The 17,193-nt window shown below is 35.7% G+C and carries 17 protein-coding genes; 9 read left to right on the top strand and 8 right to left on the bottom strand.

All coding sequences use genetic code 11. The annotated features are described in order from the left end of the window. Positions 1–10: 10 nt before the first annotated feature. Both ACFJGY_RS13265 and ACFJGY_RS13260 read left to right on the top strand, forming a co-directional pair. On the top strand, positions 11–304 hold the full coding sequence (locus ACFJGY_RS13265; protein WP_379964686.1) for a nucleotidyl transferase AbiEii/AbiGii toxin family protein: 294 nt from the start codon (positions 11–13) through the stop codon (positions 302–304). Further along, entirely contained in the window at positions 304–1,029 is a 726-nt protein-coding gene (locus ACFJGY_RS13260; RefSeq protein ID WP_379964684.1) for a LytR/AlgR family response regulator transcription factor, read from the top strand. Before ACFJGY_RS13265 ends, ACFJGY_RS13260 begins: the two co-directional genes overlap by 1 nt. A 54-nt stretch (positions 1,030–1,083) precedes the next feature. Here ACFJGY_RS13260 and ACFJGY_RS13255 read toward each other — a convergent pair whose 3' ends face one another. The 3 genes from ACFJGY_RS13255 to ACFJGY_RS13245 form a co-directional block, all read right to left on the bottom strand. Further along, complete coding sequence (locus ACFJGY_RS13255) at positions 1,084–1,524, bottom strand: hypothetical protein (RefSeq protein ID WP_379964682.1); 441 nt, start codon at positions 1,522–1,524, stop codon at positions 1,084–1,086. 375 nt (positions 1,525–1,899) lie between these two features. Further along, complete coding sequence (locus tag ACFJGY_RS13250; protein ID WP_379964680.1) at positions 1,900–3,324, bottom strand: CCA tRNA nucleotidyltransferase; 1,425 nt, start codon at positions 3,322–3,324, stop codon at positions 1,900–1,902. A 402-nt stretch (positions 3,325–3,726) separates the two neighbouring features. Further along, complete coding sequence (locus tag ACFJGY_RS13245; protein ID WP_379964678.1) at positions 3,727–4,281, bottom strand: L-threonylcarbamoyladenylate synthase; 555 nt, start codon at positions 4,279–4,281, stop codon at positions 3,727–3,729. A 285-nt stretch (positions 4,282–4,566) separates the two neighbouring features. Between ACFJGY_RS13245 and ACFJGY_RS13240 the strand changes: the two genes are divergently transcribed. Both ACFJGY_RS13240 and ACFJGY_RS13235 read left to right on the top strand, forming a co-directional pair. Continuing rightward, positions 4,567–7,017 (top strand): TonB-dependent receptor domain-containing protein, encoded by a 2,451-nt coding sequence (locus ACFJGY_RS13240; protein WP_379964675.1) that lies wholly within the window; start codon positions 4,567–4,569, stop codon positions 7,015–7,017. 32 nt (positions 7,018–7,049) lie between these two features. Continuing rightward, positions 7,050–8,291 carry a hypothetical protein gene (locus ACFJGY_RS13235; protein ID WP_379964673.1) on the top strand — a complete coding sequence of 414 codons (1,242 nt, stop codon included), beginning with the start codon at positions 7,050–7,052 and terminating at the stop codon, positions 8,289–8,291. A 66-nt stretch (positions 8,292–8,357) separates the two neighbouring features. On the opposite strand, the gene ACFJGY_RS13230 is transcribed toward ACFJGY_RS13235, so the two are convergent. Next, positions 8,358–8,540 (bottom strand): hypothetical protein, encoded by a 183-nt coding sequence (locus ACFJGY_RS13230; RefSeq protein ID WP_379964671.1) that lies wholly within the window; start codon positions 8,538–8,540, stop codon positions 8,358–8,360. Positions 8,541–8,711: 171 nt separating this feature from the next. Here ACFJGY_RS13230 and pepE point away from each other — a divergent pair, with 171 nt between their 5' ends. The 3 genes from pepE to ACFJGY_RS13215 are packed head-to-tail and all read left to right on the top strand — an operon-like array spanning position 8,712 to position 10,694. Further along, on the top strand, positions 8,712–9,404 hold the full coding sequence (gene pepE / locus ACFJGY_RS13225) for a dipeptidase PepE (protein ID WP_379964669.1): 693 nt from the start codon (positions 8,712–8,714) through the stop codon (positions 9,402–9,404). 9 nt (positions 9,405–9,413) lie between these two features. Next, positions 9,414–10,097 carry an XAC2610-related protein gene (locus tag ACFJGY_RS13220; protein ID WP_379964666.1) on the top strand — a complete coding sequence of 228 codons (684 nt, stop codon included), beginning with the start codon at positions 9,414–9,416 and terminating at the stop codon, positions 10,095–10,097. Between the two features lie 3 nt (positions 10,098–10,100). Beyond that, positions 10,101–10,694 carry an HD family hydrolase gene (locus ACFJGY_RS13215; RefSeq protein ID WP_379964664.1) on the top strand — a complete coding sequence of 198 codons (594 nt, stop codon included), beginning with the start codon at positions 10,101–10,103 and terminating at the stop codon, positions 10,692–10,694. Positions 10,695–10,831: 137 nt separating this feature from the next. Here ACFJGY_RS13215 and secG read toward each other — a convergent pair whose 3' ends face one another. Continuing rightward, complete coding sequence (gene secG / locus ACFJGY_RS13210) at positions 10,832–11,173, bottom strand: preprotein translocase subunit SecG (protein WP_379964662.1); 342 nt, start codon at positions 11,171–11,173, stop codon at positions 10,832–10,834. A gap of 64 nt (positions 11,174–11,237) precedes the next feature. After that, positions 11,238–12,074 carry a T9SS type A sorting domain-containing protein gene (locus ACFJGY_RS13205; RefSeq protein ID WP_379964659.1) on the bottom strand — a complete coding sequence of 279 codons (837 nt, stop codon included), beginning with the start codon at positions 12,072–12,074 and terminating at the stop codon, positions 11,238–11,240. Positions 12,075–12,163: 89 nt separating this feature from the next. Here ACFJGY_RS13205 and ACFJGY_RS13200 point away from each other — a divergent pair, with 89 nt between their 5' ends. Then, positions 12,164–14,161 carry a prolyl oligopeptidase family serine peptidase gene (locus ACFJGY_RS13200; protein ID WP_379964657.1) on the top strand — a complete coding sequence of 666 codons (1,998 nt, stop codon included), beginning with the start codon at positions 12,164–12,166 and terminating at the stop codon, positions 14,159–14,161. Positions 14,162–14,225: 64 nt separating this feature from the next. Here the strand turns inward: ACFJGY_RS13200 and ACFJGY_RS13195 are convergent, their stop codons facing one another. Together ACFJGY_RS13195 and ACFJGY_RS13190 are read right to left on the bottom strand one after the other, a co-directional pair. Further along, positions 14,226–14,942, bottom strand: coding sequence for a hypothetical protein (locus tag ACFJGY_RS13195; RefSeq protein ID WP_379964655.1), 717 nt, complete (start codon positions 14,940–14,942; stop codon positions 14,226–14,228). 9 nt (positions 14,943–14,951) lie between these two features. Next, the gene (locus ACFJGY_RS13190; RefSeq protein WP_379964653.1) at positions 14,952–15,818 is read right to left on the bottom strand and encodes an aldose 1-epimerase family protein; all 867 of its coding nucleotides are present in this window, start codon (positions 15,816–15,818) and stop codon (positions 14,952–14,954) included. A 115-nt stretch (positions 15,819–15,933) separates the two neighbouring features. Between ACFJGY_RS13190 and ACFJGY_RS13185 the strand changes: the two genes are divergently transcribed. Next, entirely contained in the window at positions 15,934–17,103 is a 1,170-nt protein-coding gene (locus tag ACFJGY_RS13185) for a sensor histidine kinase (RefSeq protein WP_379964651.1), read from the top strand. Positions 17,104–17,193: the final 90 nt, after the last annotated feature.

Raw genomic sequence — 17,193 nt, 5'->3', positions numbered from 1 at the left:
TAACATCCGCTTGGCAAGTTTAAGAGATATTTCTGCAATGAAAATTGAAGTGGTTCAAAATGGTGGAAGGAAAAAAGATTTCTGGGATTTACACGAGCTTTTAGAGCATTTTTCCTTAGAAAAAATGCTGGAATTTCATAAAAAACGTTATCCATTCAGCCACGATTTAGATTTAATTATTCAAAACTTCACCAATTTTGAAATTGCGGATGAGGATTTTGATGTTTTGTGTTTGAAAGGAAAACATTGGGATACTATCAAGTCTGATTTTGAGAATTTGATTAAAAAATTCAAAAATAAATAATGAAAAAAATAACCTGCCTAATCGCCGACGACGAACCAATGGCTCTGAACTTAATAGAAAGTTATGTCCTGAAAACGCCTTTTCTGGAACTGAAAGCCAAATGCAACAACGCCATCGAAGCGATGCAGGTTTTGGAAGAAAATAAAGAAATCGATTTGTTTTTCCTTGATATTCAAATGCCGGATCTCACAGGTCTGGAATTTTCAAAACTGCTTCCACAAAATAGCAGAGTGATTTTCACAACGGCATTTGATCAGTATGCGATTGATGGTTACAAAGTGAATGCTTTGGATTATCTGCTGAAACCATTTGATTATAACGAATTTCTAAACGCAGCATCAAAAGCCAGAAATCATTTCGAATCTTTGCAATCGATCCCAGTTTCAGAACCAAAGAAGAAGCAGGAATTTATTTTTGTAAAATCTGAATACAAGCAAATTAAAATCAACTTTTCAGAAATCCTTTATATTGAAGGTTTGAAAGATTATGTAAAAATCTATCTTAAAGACAATCCAAAACCAATTCTCACATTAATGAGTCTGAAAAAACTGGAGGAAGAATTGCCTTCGGATAATTTTATGAGAATCCACCGTTCTTACATTATTGGTTTAGATAAAATAGAAGCCATCGAAAGAAATCACATCGTGATCGGAAAGGAACAAATTGTAATTGCGCCGAATTACAAAGAGGCTCTGATGGAATATATCGGCGGAAAAAGTTTGTAATACCCCTCCTTTGGAGGGATGGCGAAAATTTGGAAGAATTTTTGACGGGGTGGTTTATAAGATCTCCACAATAGCCTGACTCATACCATTCAAAGAAAAAACCTCATCTTTCTGTTTCCCATTCATAGCCTTTGCAAGCGGAGATTCGGGAGAAATACAGATAATTTTCTCATTCTCAACTTTAATTTCTCCCAATGAAACTGAAATAAAAAACAAACCTTTTTCAGTTTTTACAATTGCTCCTTTTTCAGCTTTTTCAGACGGTTTTGGAAGAATGGTTTTGAGTGAATCCTTTTGTTTCAGAATCTCATTCAACTGAACTTGCAGATTATTGATTTCCTGCTGCAGCATTTCTCTTCCCGTTTCATATTTGTCGCCCATAGAACTTTTGGTGTCATTGCTTGAAGCGCGTGTTTCAGAAATCAGTTTCTCGAAATTTTCGATTTTTTCGAAGAGCTTTATTCTGATAAGTTGTAATAAATTTGATTTCTCCATAGAGATTTTTAAAGTTATAATTCTCGTTGATTTGGCAGATTAAGCAATTTTTTAATTATTTAAATATATTGATGTCGCTGTTTAATTTGATATTTTAAAAAGAATAACTCTAAAATTCCAAAAAGCCACCAAGTAGGAAATCTAAAATAAGTATATAACAAAGTAAATCTGTCGATTTCTTTAATGTTTTTAGTCGCATTTTGTATCTCAAAATCAATAGAGAAAAAAGGAATTATAAATCCAAATAGAAGAAAAATGACCAAATAAAGAATCCAGTTACTTTTCTTAATTATTTTATATTGCCAAACTCCAATATTGAAAATTAAAATTATTACTAATAATGTATAATCGAATATTCCTAAAAGCATTTCATAATTACTTTACCAAACTTAATCCCAATTTTTCTGCTTCATTAATCACAAATTCTCGAGCTTCAATCTTGTCATTTTGAATCTCGCCTTCCAGAATCGCTTCTTTTACTTTTTCTTTCAATATTCCGATTTCTCTGCCGGGATTCAAACCAAATAATTCCATAATCTCTTCTCCGGAAATTGGTGGCTGAAAATTCCTGACCTGATCTTTTTCCTCAACTTCCTTTATTTTTTTGGCAACATATTCAAAGTTTTGTTTGAATTTGGATTGCTTAGAATAATTTTTGGTCGTAATGTCGGATTTACAAAGCGTGAAAAGGTCTTCCAAATCTTCCCCCGAATCGAAAAGTAGACGGCGCAAAGCAGAATCAGAAGCGTCATCGGTAATCAACGCAATCGGTCTGGCATGCATTCTCACAAGTTTTTCAACGTATTTCTGTTCTTGTCCAAGCGGAAGTTTCAATCGTTTGAAAATCGATTTTGTCATTTTTGAACCCAAAAATTCGTGACCGTGAAAAGTCCATCCAATGCCCTCCACAAACTTTTTTGTCGGTGCTTTTCCAATATCGTGGAGGAGAGCCGACCAGCGAAGCCAAAGCTTATCTGTGTTTTCCGAAATATTATCCACAACTTCCAAAGTATGGTAGAAATTATCTTTATGCGTTTGTCCGTCGATATCTTCGATGCCTTTCAGAGCAGTAAGTTCCGGTAGAATCATATCCAAAAGTCCTGTTTCCTGCATCAGTTTCAAACCTTTGGATGGCTTATCGGAAAGCATGATTTTGTTGAACTCCACCATTATTCTTTCCATCGAAACAATCTTCATTCTTTCCGCCTCATCTTTGATGGCTTTCAGAGAATTTTCTTCAATTTTGAAGTCCAGAGTCGTTGCAAACCGGATTGCACGCATCATTCTAAGTGGATCGTCCGAGTAAGTCTGATGAGGTTCCAAAGGCGTTCTCAAAATTTTCTTGTTCAAATCCCCTAAACCATCAAAAGGATCAATCAGTTCTCCAAAATTTTCTTTGTTAAGGGAAATCGCCATAGCGTTGATTGTGAAATCCCGGCGTTTCTGATCATCTTCTATCGTTCCGATTTCTACGGATGGTTTTCTGGAATCCTCGCTATAACTTTCTTTTCTCGCGCCAACAAACTCTAGTTCCAGATCTTTGTATTTGAACATTGCTGTCCCATAAGTTTTAAAAACTGCGACTTTTGTTTTGGGATCGATCTCTTTCGCAATGCATTCTGCAAGCTCGATTCCACTGGATTCTGTGACGAAGTCTATATCTGAAGACGCTTTTCTTTTCATAATCAGATCGCGAACAAATCCACCTACAGCGTAAACGGATTGTCCGTTTCTGGAAGCGACTTCAGAAATGATCTTGAAAAGTTTAAGGTTTTTATTTTGAGCTAAGTTGATAATCATTGAAAAATTAAAAATAATGAGACCAGATCTATTTTAAATTCTATAGCTCTCGCAGATTTTACTAATTAAGCAGATGAAGATTTAAAAAAATCTGCAAAATTTGCTAAATCTGCGAGCTTTATTAATTATGATCTATAGAATCAAATTCAAAGCGGTTCTAATAATCCACAAAGATAAGTTTTTTGAAAATTTTGACTTTAATATTTCTCAAATGTGATTCAATATTCTGACATTCAAGACATTTTGACTTTTAATCTGAAATTGAAACCTAAAATAAGGAAATAATGTCTGCAAAAAACGTTCGGTATTTCTTTTGCGATTAGAGATAATACAAAAAGTAGTTTTTTTTCATAGTTTATTTTTCCGGCGGATGGTCTTGCAAAAAGGTCATCCGCCGGTTTTTTATTCCCGAAGAACTTTGATCTGACTATTGTTCCATATCTTGATGACAGAAGATCCCGGATATTCCGAAACTTTGTCGTGAAATTCCTCAACGATATAATCGACAGAGTTTTTGATCTCATCAGAAATATCTCCAAATTTCAAAGGTGACTTTTGACCGCTCAGGTTGGCAGAAGTTGACACCAAAGGTTTATTAAGTTTTGTAATCAGTTTTTTGCAGAAATCATTTTTTACCAGACGGATTCCGATGCTTCCATCTTCAGCCAATAATTCCTTTGGAAGATTTTTCGGATTTTCATAAACAATGGTTACAGGTTTTTCGCTGACATCCATAATTTGCCAAGCCATCTCCGGAACATCCACAATGTCTTGCAGGCGTTTTTCGGACTCTACCAATATAATGAGTGATTTGTTGGCTTCTCTTTTTTTGATTTCGAATATTTTTTTGATGGCATCTGTATTAGTCGCATCGCAGCCGATTCCCCAGATTGTATCTGTTGGATAAAGTATCGTTCCGCCGGATTGTAAAATTTCTAAGGCTTTGGTAAAATCCATCTTGAGTATGATTTTTGGGAAATTCCTGATGTTAACACATTTTTAAAAATTCAAATCACTGATTTTCAAAGTTTTAACTATTTTAATAAATTTCCGCAGTTAAAATTATCTGCTGCAAATTTAACAATAAATGAACATACTTTTAAATAGCCTTAACCTGTTAACCTGGATTTAACATAATCTCAATTTTCGTAACAGGATGTTAAAAAATAGTTGTTAATTTCTATACATTCGGATTGCTTTCCAAAGCATTTCTTTGGCAACGAAGAAAAAAGACAATTAAAAATGAAAGCAAAAACAATAAGCATAAGTGCTTTGTTTCTTTGTATGTCAACCACAGTTTTGTTGGCACAAACTACAACTGATACGCTGAAAGGCGAAAAGAAAATCGATGAAGTGAAGATCATCGGAACTTCTAAAAAAGGTACAGAAGCCAATATCATCACAGCCCAGAAAAAATCTGTGGAAGTGATCGAAAGAGTAGGAGCTGTACAGTTGGCCAAACAAGGCGTGGGTGATGTTGCAACCGCTGTCACCAAGGCTACAGGAACCCTAAAACAAGAGGGAAGTGGACAGATCTTTGTTCGAGGGTTGGGAGACCGTTACAATGGAACTACGATGAACGGTTTGGAGATTCCTTCCGAAGATCCTGAATTTAAAAACATAAATCTTGAGATTTATAAAACCTCAATGATAGAGTATGTTTCTCTGGACAAGGTTTATAATCCAAGATTTTCCGGAGATTTCGGTGGTGCAAACATCGATATCGTTTCTAAAACTCACGTAGGAAAACCTTACTTCGTCGTAGGAATGGGAAGTTCTCTCAATCTTCAGACTTTTGATAAAGGAAATTTCAAACTTCAGGATGGAGGACCTGGTTTTTTTGGTTTCAAAGAAACAACTTATAAAAAAGGCAATCCGGGCAGTCAGTATCCTTTCTCTACAAAATGGAATTTTGCAAACGCCAAAAACCCTTTCAACTCAAGCATGAATTTTGAAGGCGGTGCAAGTCTTGGAAAATTTTCATTCTTCGGATATGCCGGATTTGATAATTCTTACGAATATAGTGACGGAAAAGAAGGTTTCTATTTTGCAGACGGAACACCAAACAAAAATTTTAATGATGTTCAGCGTTCTGATTATAAAACCAATACTACGGCTTTGTTGAATGTTGATTATAAACTAAACAGCAACAACAAACTGAAATTTACGACAGATTACATCCATTCTTCTCAGCAGGAAGCAAAAATTTACAAAGGTTATGCTTATGATGTTGATAAAAATGTGATCATAAACAGAGGCGATAATAAGCTGACGGATACTTGGATCAACCAGTTATTCGGAAATCACAAAATCGGTGATACCTGGGTTGCAGATTGGGGCGTAGGTTATAATATCTTAAATAGCAAAAGGCCGGATCGTTTACAAAATACAATCAATGCAGAAACCAATGAACTTCTTGCAAGCAGCGCGATCAGCAACCATAGATATTATGATGATCTGAAGGACAAAACAATTTTAGGACACGTTTATCTTACCAAAACATTTGCTGAGAGATACAAGTTGATTTTTGGTTATGATGGGTCTTACAAAGACAGACAATTTGAACAAACAACTTTAGGGATGAATTTTAATTTATCAATTCCTGTAAATCCTGAAGATGTTGATGCTTTTATCAATTCTTTCAACAATGGTTTGTTTAGTTACAATGTTCAGCGTAGCAGTTATACCATAAAAAGAAATATCCAGTCTGGATTTGCAAATTTAGATATCAGATTTTCAGAAAAATTTGTTTTACAGGTGGGTGGCAGATTTGATTACATCAATTTCGATAATACCTGGAACGATATTCTTGAAAGTAGTTCAAAAACAAAACAGTATAATAAGTTTTTACCTGCCATCAATGCTAAATACAGTATCAATGATCAGCAGAATTTAAGATTTGCAGCATCAAAAACTTATACACTTCCACAGCCAAAAGAATTGATCCCAATTGCTTATTATGATGTGACAACTAATGTTTATGGTAATCCGTATTTATATCCATCCGATAATTATAATGTTGATCTGAAATGGGAATTCTTTCCAAATGCCGGAGAAATATTTTCAATAACCGGTTTCGGAAAGTATATTCAGAATCCTATCGCCAGAAGCACTTATTCTTCCGCTTCACCTAGTGATATGACTTATTTCAACATCGCAAACTGGGGGTATATTTTCGGAGCCGAAGCTGAGATCAGAAAAGATATTTACAAATGGAACAATTCCAAGATCTACGCTTTCCTGAACGGAACCTATATGCATTCTCAGCAAGAACTGAAAACACCGGATGAGATAGCAGCAGAAAATAACGGGAAAACATTAGAATACAGCGGGCAAACCAAAGATGATGTTCAGGGAGTAGCAGACTTCTTAGCAAATGCCAACTTAGGCTACAGCTACAAATGGGATGGTAGCAATACACTAGATTTTGTAGTGTCTTACTCTCGTGTCGGGAAAAATCTTTATGCCATCGGAACCAATAATGGTGGTAATTTCTACGAATTGGCAAAAGACATTCTTGATCTTAACTTAAATGTCACATTGAAACAGATTGCTATAGGAATCAGTGGAAAAAATCTACTGAACCCGCATTCCAAAATAGAGCAAACGAACAATGCCGGAACTTTCATCCATAAAGATTATACACAAGGCCGTCAGGTTGGTCTTACCTTATCTTATAAATTTTCAAAGTAAATAATAAACAATTAATTTAAATCTAAAATAAAATGAAAAAGACATTTTTAAAAGCAATTCTTGGGTTATCTATGATAGCTTCAACAACAGTAGCAGTTGTATCTTGTAGTAATAATGATGATGAAGTAATCGACAACACATCATCTGTAGATCCTAGTAATTTTAAAGGTGATATCACTACTAACATAACTTTGGATCCGTCTAAAACTTATACCATTACAGGTAAAGTAGCAGTTAAAGCTGGTGCTTCCCTTACAATTCCTGCAGGAACAAAATTCCAGGTTACAGCGGGTGAACTAAACAGCGATGGAACAGTGAAAGCTGTTAGTTATCTGATCGTAGAAAGAGGTGCTAAAATTTATATCAATGGAACAGCTGCTAGCCCGGTAGTTTTTGAAGGTACTACTCACAAACAAGGGCATTGGGGAGGTATCGTAGTTCTTGGAAATGCACCATCAAACAGAAGTGCTGCAGGAACTTCTACTTCAGAACTTGGAGAACTTACTTATGGTGGAACAGACAAAGCAGATAACTCTGGAAGCATCACTTATGTAGTGATCAAAGATTCAGGTTACAAATACAACCCGGAAAAAGAATTCAATGGTCTTTCTCTATTCGGAGTGGGTAGCGCAACCAAAGTTTCTTACGTATATGTAACCAATGGTGCAGATGACGGCGTAGAAATGTTCGGTGGAAATGTGAATGTAGACCACATTGTTGTAACTGGAGTTGGTGATGATTCTTTTGACTGGACAGAAAGCTGGAGCGGAACTGTAGATTATCTTTACGCTGGAAGAAAAAAAGAATTCCAAAGTGCTGCTGAGCCAGGAAACAGAGGTGTCGAAGCAGATACTCAGGATACAAATGCAAACACAACAAACGGAGCAAACGGTGGAGTTTCCAACCCAACTGTAAGAAATGCAACCTTCTTAGGAAATACTGCAGGTGCAGAATCTCAGGCTTTGAAAGTAAGAGCAGGTTCTAATGGTACTTTCGATAACATTGTTATGGCAAACTATGCTACAGGTTTGGATTTCGAAACAGACAGAACTTTAGCTTGGTTCCAAGGTGGAGGTAAAATGACTAACCTAAGATTTGTAAACATTGCAACAAAATCTAAAGCTAAAAATACAGCAGGTACTGCAGTAGATATCTCAGGAATTTACACAGAAAATGCTGCTGCACTTGGAGCAGGTGCTGGTACAGCTTTACCGGAGTGGGCAAAAGGATGGACTGGTCTTACTAGCTTTGATGTTACAGATGCTACCAACTAAAATATTACACTTCAAGTAATTTCTTTTTTCTTCATATCAAATCAAATTTATTTGAAAGCCTGCAATTCATTTTGCAGGTTTTTTTGTTTTTGAATTAAATGTAATATTAAGGATGTCAAATATGATATTACCGTTGGCAGTTATGCTTTTAGCATTGGCGTTCACGAAACTATCTATGGCGGTTATGATTTTAGCATTTGCGTTTATGATATTACCGATGGCGAACATACTTTTACCCTTGGCAATCATAAAGTTTAGTATATTACTAAAAAGATTTCAACCATAACTTATAATTTTCAAAAAGATGATTAAAAAAAATCTGCCCAATCTTCTAAATCTGCGAGAAAATATTTACAATTTAAAATAACAATTCCGAAATTTGCCCAACACCCAACACCCAACACCCAACACCTAACCTAAATGAACATCATCTTAGCATCCACATCCACACTCTTCGGCGGTCAATATTTAGATTACCTGAAACCGGAACTCATAAAACTTTTCGAAGGAATCACAGAAATCATATTCATACCATTCGCAAGACCTGGCGGAATATCCTACGAAGATTACACCCAGAAAGCAAAAGGCTTTTTCGCTGGCATTGATATCAATGTCAAGGGTCTCCACGAGTTCGAAGACAAAGTTGAAGCTGTTAATTCTGCACAAGGATTCTTCACAGGCGGCGGAAATACATTTTTGTTAGTAAAAACCCTGCACGAATTTGGATTAATGAAAGTTTTAAAAGAAAATATAGAACTGGAAAAACCATATCTCGGCTGCAGTGCAGGAAGCAACATCGGCGGCGTCAATATGAAAACTACGAATGATATGCCGATCGTCTATCCGCCAAGTTTCGACTGTATGGAACTGGTTCATTTCAATATCAATCCGCATTATCTGGACCCGAATCCCGAGATCAAGCATAATGGAGAAACCAGAGAAACAAGGATCAAAGAATTTCTCACCCAAAATGACATCAAAGTTGTAGGCCTGCGAGAAGGAAACTGGATCAGAAGAATAGGAAACAGAGTCACCACAGAAGGCTCCGAACTCACAAAGATCTTCGAAAAAGGAAAAGAACCATACGAAGTAGAACCCGGCACCGAATTATAAATGAATTTTATGAAAAATAAACTCGGATTTTTATTAATAACAACAGGTCAATTATTATTTTCTCAAAATAATTTTGATATCAAAAACGGCTCAAAGCAATTTGATGTCCAGATCTCTGTCTTCCAATGTGAAGGTGATACCTGCAGCGGAGAAGGCATCGTAAAACTTATTGATAAAAAAACGAAAAAGCTGTTTCAGACTTTGAAATCAGAAGATCTTTATTTTTATCTTAACAAAGATCAGAAACCAAGTGTCAATATTATTCAGCTTTATAATGAGCAGAGTCCTTTGATCTTTGACGATTTTAATTTTGATGGGTCAGAAGATCTGGCAATCAGAAACGGAAATCAAAGTGGTTATGGTGGTCCGTCTTACGATGTGTATGTTTTTAATTCGACAAAGAAACAATTTGTGCCAAGCGGAGAATTGACAAATCTTGCTTATGAAAATCTAGGAATGTTCCAGACAGATCACAAAAGAAAACGCATTATCACTTCCGCCAAATCCGGCTGCTGCTGGCATATTACTACAGAGTATGAAGTGGTTCCAAAGAGAGGATTACAGAAAGTATACGAACTTGAAGAAGATGCGCAAGGTGGAGAATTCGTAACCGTTACCACCCGTAATTTCATCAATAACAAATGGGTGAGCAAAGCCAAAAAATATAAAATCAAAGATTATTACAAAGATTAAAAAATGAAGATTCAGAAAGAAATAGATTTCATCTTAGCTATTGATGCCCTCAAAAACGTCAACCGTAGAAATTATAACGCCGACGATTCCCGAAGAGAAAACACGGCAGAACACAGCTGGCAGATTATTATTCTCGCGCAGATCCTTTTTCCTTATGCGAAGAATAATCAGGATATTAATCTGTTAAGAGTCATCAGAATGTTGTCCATCCACGATTTGGTAGAGATCGATGCAGGTGATACTTTTCTCTTTGATGAGGAAGGGATGAAAGGGAAATTCGAACGGGAAAAACTGGCAGCAAAAAGAATCTTCGGGATTCTGGATGAGCCGCTTTCTACAGACTTCTACAATCTCTGGATCGAGTTTGAAGAGGAAGAAACACCTGATGCCATTTTTGCATGCGCTATTGACAGGATTATGCCATTCATTCTCAATTCTCACACTGCCGGAAAAAGCTGGACAGAAGCCGGCGTTACAGAGAAACAAGTCAGAACAATGTTAGAAAATGCCATTTGCAGAGCATCTGATGATTTGGGAGATTGCTTCAAAGTCTTAATGGAGAGATGTTTAAATGATAATAAATTAATAAGGAATTAAAATCCTGATAACAATTTTGCTTCTTTAAAAGTGGAGTGACAAAATCTGTATTTCAATTAATTAAATGATTTAAATAATTTCATAAACAAAAACGCTCCGAATCTCGGAGCGTTTTTTATTTTTAGAATAATTTTCTATTATTTAGTTGCAGGAACTTGCGTCGCTGGAGTATTATTGGCTGGAGCCTGATTTACAGGTGCTTCAGTTTTTACTGATCTTGGCATTGTTGGTGCTATTTGCGAAGGTTTTCCTGTAAGAATGATGCTTAGGAAAATCAAAACAACAATAGTCCCACCCAGTGTCCAGGTTGCTTTCTCCATAAAATCATTGGTTCTCTGAACCCCGAAATTAGCAGCAGATGCGCCTCCGAAAGTTCCGGAAAGCCCGCCTCCTTTTGGATTTTGCGCCATGATGATGATAACTAATAAGATGCTAGCAATGATAATCAGTATCATAAACAGCGTAAATATTGTGCTCATAGTATAGTCTTAGTAATAAATTTTGAAGCGCAAATATATGGATTTTAAATTAATAACAGAAAACTTATTTCTTAATAAATTTCACAATATTGGTTTCGTTGCCCAAGGATTTTAATTTAATGAAATAAACACCTGTTTTTAAATTACTGATATCAATTTTACTTCCCTTGAAGTCTTTGTTAAGAATCAATTTTCCGGATTCATCAATGACTTCATAAGCGATAAAATTCTTGTCAGATTCTATATTGATGTAATCCTGAACAGGATTTGGGAAGATTTTTACCATCGCAATTTTCTTGGAAGGATCATTGACTGCCAAAAGACAAGCCGGTGGATTGGAAATCGGTCCTGCGGAATAATCGTAGTAAATAGTGTCTTCTGCAATCACAGAATACGATTCAGAAATTGGAGGTGGCGCAAATGTCAGACAGTTATTGAAAGTCACAAGAACTTTGAAAAAATCTAAAGTCATTTTGTACCAGCCTTCACACGCAGGAGTCATATTGTTTCCAGGTCCCCAGACATCAACTGTGGAATTGATATCCAAAGAATTGGTGAATAAACAAGTAGAGTTCCAGTTGGATGGCGGTTTAAAATACATCGTTCTTTTAGGAATTGGTCCATAGAAATAATCTCTGGCTCTGGTTTCTGAAAGTGTACCATTACTATCTTTTACTTTGGCTTTTATTAAAGTATTTTTATCAATAATAATATTTACGTTATTAATTCCTGATGCAGAATTAATAGTTGGTTCTGTGCCATCTGTTGTGTAATATATAGTGCCAACTGCTGAAAGGGTAGCAGTGTAAGGCGAATAACCATGATATTCCATTGGTCCAAAAGATTGACCGAAGAAAGATTGAAACATGATCATTAAAGAAAAGAGTAAAAGTTTTTTCATAGAAAATTAGTTTTAATTGTTTAAACCCAAATTTACATAATATTTTAATAACTTCGTCCGAGTTTTTTCAAAATTATAACTATAAACAGATGAAAATCAAACATATCATAGTTGCAACAGCAATATTACCTCTTATGATGAATGCACAACAGGTCATGACACCGGAAATGATGTGGACGCTTAATAGGCTTGGCGTTCAGTCTGTTTCTCCGGATCAGCAATCATTGATTTATAAAGTCAGCAAAACCGATCTCAAAACCGAAAAGTCAAATTCAGAAACCTTTTGGCTGGATCTTTCCGGAAAAGCAACCAAAATTGATCTGGGTAAAAAAAGTCTTACCCAATGGGACAAAAACGGAATTTATGCCCTAGAAAATAATAAAATTTACCTTTCAAAAGATTCCGGAAAAACCTGGACCGACTTCTATACTATTGGTGAAGTTGACAATATCGTGATCTCTCCGGATGGTAAAAAAATCGCTTTCAGCAAAGCGGTTCAAGTCGAGAATCTTCTTGGAAAAGATAAGTACAAAGACCTTCCAAAAACGACGGCTCAGATTTATACAGATCTCAATCACCGCCATTGGGATGCCTGGAATGAAGGTTCTTACAACCACGTTTTCACAGTTGAGGTTTCAGAATCTGCAGATAAAGCTAAAGATCTTTTGGAAGGAAAACCTTTCGATTCTCCTCAGAAACCATTTGGTGGCACAGAAGATTTTGTCTGGAGTCCAGATTCCTCACAATTATTATACGTTTCCAAAAAGAAAAGCGGGGCAGAATATGCGCAAAGCACAAACACAGATATTTATTGCTATGATCTCGCAAGCGGCGTTACCAAAAATATCACAGAAGGAATGATGGGTTATGACGTGAACCCGAAATTCAGTCCGGATGGGAAATTTCTGCTTTGGAACTCTATGGCAAGAGATGGCTACGAAGCTGATAAAAACGACATTATGGTGATGGATTGGAAAGCAATGACGTCAGTAAACCTTACCAAAGCCTGGGATGAAAGTTTAAGTGGTGATGCGGCTTGGAGTCAGGATGCAAAGCAGATTTATTTTACATCAGCTTTCCGAGGAACGAAACAGTTATTTTCTGTTGATATTAAATCCAAAACCGTAAAACAAATCACAAAAGGTGATTTTGATATCAATGAAATCGTTCTTGAAAACAAAGGAAAACTATGGGTTACAAAAACCGACATCAATCACAATGCAGATTTGTTTGAAGTGGATCTTAAAAACTCGTCTTTAAAACAAATCACGGACATTAACAAAGACAATTACGCCAAATTAACGCCAGGAAAATCTGAACTGAAAATGGTCAAAACAACGGACGGAAAAGAAATGGGCGTCTGGTTCCATTATCCGCCAAACTTCGACCCGAATAAGAAATATCCGACTTTGGTTTATTGTCAAGGCGGACCTCAATCTGGTTTGACGCAGTTTTTCTCCACAAGATGGAACTTCGCTCTGATGGCGGCAAACGGCTACATTGTGGTTGCACCAAATCGTCGTGGAATGCCAGGCTGGGGCGTGAAATGGAACGAACAAATCAGCGGTGACTGGGGTGGACAGCCGATCAAAGATTATTTGTCAGCAACCGATTTTGCGAAAACTTTACCTTATGTAGATGGAAACAGAGTAGCAGCTGTTGGTGCAAGTTACGGTGGTTATTCCGTATTTATGCTAGCTGGTGTTCACGAGAACAGATTCAAAACCTTCATTGCGCACGACGGATTGTTTGATATGAAATCGTGGTATGGAACGACTGAGGAACTTTGGTTCGCAAACTGGGATCTAGGTGGAAGCTACTGGCAAAAACCAACGCCAAAAGCTTATACAGACTTCAATCCAAGCAATTTTGTGGACAAATGGAACAAACCGATTATGGTGATCCAGGGTGGAATAGATTTCCGAGTTCCTTACGAGCAGGGTCAGGAAGCTTTCCAGGCTGCAAAACTGAAAGGTCTGAAAACGAAATTCCTTTATTTCCCGAACGAAAACCATTGGGTGCTTCATCCGCAAAATGGTCTGGTTTGGCAGCGAGAATTCTTTGATTGGTTGAAGGAGACTTTGTAAAATATATTAAAATAAAAGTGTCAGAAAATCTCTGACACTTTTTTGTTTTAAATTAAAAACGATTTTATAAATCTTTAAAAGTCGTATTCAATCTATAAATTATTAATTGATACAAATAAATTCCTTTTACAGGCGTTGCAATATTATTTTCAATCTTATAAAATTCCTTTGGATAGTATATTTTTTTTGCATCATCGTTCAAATGTGAAACATCAAAATTTACATTTTTTAAATTGACATCAAAACCTTTTAAACTTGCATTACTTTGATCTTCGCTTCCATTGAACTTCGGGTAACTGAAATAATTTCCATTCTCATCTTTGAAAACATTATCAAATTGATATTTCTGATGAAAAAAATGGCCATCTTCTATACTTTTTGATAAATATAAAATGACAGTATCTTTTTCCGCAAATGCAGGATTTCCATAATGGTCATAGGCTAAGAACTCAATCGTGTCTGTTTTAGTATCATTAAATAGTTTTCTGATGATTTTATATTTGCACCGGAAAGCATTATCCATAATATATCTTTGGTAAACTACAGTTGCAGAATCTCCAGTTTCTTCATCTAATATTTTTTCAGATTTTTGATTTTTCTCTTGATTTTCATTAGGATCAAATTCAATAACTGAAATTTTTTCACCTACAAAAGCATAGAGATTAATAGATTCATTTATGCCTCCAAAAGGTAAATTTTTTGAAGTATTAATAATCGATGATTTACAACTTACCAAAAAAGTAGAAAGTAATATTGATATGATTAATCGGTTTGCTTTCATAATTAAAATCTACTCAATCTCAACTGCCCAATCCGCTTTCCATTCTTCATTTCTCGCCAATTTCAGAATCCCAAATTTCTCAGTCAATTCCTGATTATGATCTTCAAGATCCGCAATTCCCTGCCAAGGTTCAAGACAGACAAAATCCGCATTTTTCGCCGCCCAGATTCCGAAATAAGGGAAATTTGAAAAAGTAAAAATAACTTTATGATTGTTTTGATTATTTCTTAAAATTAGTTCTTTACTTTTCATATTGGTCATTACCAAAGCATCTTTTGAAAATAATTCATAGGAAAGAGGAAGCGTTTTATTCTCAAGATTGATTGTTTTGGTTTCTTTACTGATTAGATTATCAATCAAAGGATGAATTTCCAATTGTTGATCATCGGAAAAAGTGATCTCATAATCACTATATTTCAATCCGTTTTTTGTATCAATTGCAAATCCAGGATGTGCACCTAATGAGAAATACATTTCTTTTTGGGACTTATTTTTTACTTTGTAGAAAACGGTTAGTTTATTTTCAGTCAAAGTGTATGTGATTTCCAAACTGAATTCGAAAGGATAAAATCTCAAAGTTTCTTCATCCGAATTTAACTTAAAAACTACTTCAGATTCAGAAGAACTTTTCACTTCGAAAAACGTTCTTCTGGCAAAGCCGTGTCTTGGCATTTCGTAAGTTTCGCCTTCGAACATATATTTGTCATCTTTCAAAGCGCCAACCGTTGGGAAAAGTACTGGACTTTGTCCGCTCCAAAAATCTGGATTTCCTTCCCAGATGATCTCTTTTCCGGTTTTGATATTGATAAGCGAAACGAGTTCTGCTCCAAGTTCTTTGAAAGTTGCTTTTAAGAAGTTATTTTCTAAGATAATCATTAATTATAATTTGTGCTAAAATTACAAAAGCTTTTACACCGGTGAAATTTTTACAGGAAAAATGAACATTTTTTTATACACAATATTTTCCTAAATTGCCGTTTTATAAGCATTAATGAAAGGTTTTAATTTTCTGAAAAGGATCAACAGCTGGGTGGTATATTTTATACTCACGGCTATTGTCTTTGGAATTGCAATTTCTTCATTTATCCTGATTGACCAGTTGAGGAAGCAGGAAATCAAAAAAGTAGAGTTGATTGCAACCGCTCTCAAAGCTTATACTGATGACGAAATTTCTGCTGATCCCAAAATTCAGGAGTTGTATCTTGCTGTAATGCAGGACAATACGAATCTTCCTATTGTGGTGACAGATAAAAATAAAGCCCCGATTTTCCAGGCTAATGTTCCGGAACATATCGAACAGAATCCTGTGAAACTGAAAAATCTGATCCGGAAAATGGAAAATTCTTACGAGCCGTTTATCGTAGAATTACCATCGGGACAAAACCAATATATCTATTATGACAACTCGGATCTGCTCAATTATTTTAGGTTTTATCCTTATGTAATTGCTTTATTCATAGGTGCTTATCTGATCTTTTCTTTTTGGTTTCTAAGAACGCTGAAAAAAACTGACGAAGGTTTTGTGTGGGCTGGTTTAGCGAAAGAAACGGCCCATCAGATCGGAACACCATTGTCATCAATGATTGGCTGGGTCGAGATTATGAAGCTGGAAGACGAAAATGGCTTGGGTGTAAAAGAACTCGAGAAAGATGTTGACCGACTGAAAACCATTTCCGAAAGATTCTCAAAAATAGGATCGATTCCTGCGCTGAATGATCTTGATATCAATGAAACCGTTCAGCAGAATTTTGATTATTTAAAATCAAGGATTTCAACCAAAGTCGAATTCACCTTAAGAAAAACTTACGAACCGGTTTTGATTCCACACAGTAGAATCCTGATGAGCTGGGTCATCGAAAACTTAATTAAAAATGCTGTGGACGCCATGAAAGGTGAAGGGAAGCTTGAACTTTCACTTTATAAAAAGAATAAAAATGTCTATATTGATGTCACCGATACTGGAAGCGGAATGACAAAACAACAAGTCCGAAATGCCTTTAAACCTGGATTTTCTACCAAAAAAAGAGGTTGGGGATTAGGATTATCTTTAACAAAAAGAGTCGTGACAGAATACCATAAAGGCGAGGTTAGGATTGCACAGTCAGAAGTTGGAAAAGGAACGACTTTCAGGATTATTTTGAAGGAAGACCAGAGGTTGTAAAAAGCTTAAAAATTTTCTCATAGATTAAGAAATTTTGCAAATTATTGTGTTAAAAAAATCTGCTTAAATCTTTAAAATCTGCGTCAAAAT

Origin of the sequence: Epilithonimonas sp. UC225_85 (assembly GCF_042695135.1) — a bacterium.
GTDB lineage: Bacteria > Bacteroidota > Bacteroidia > Flavobacteriales > Weeksellaceae > Epilithonimonas.
This window is presented reverse-complemented; position numbering and strand designations above follow the sequence as displayed.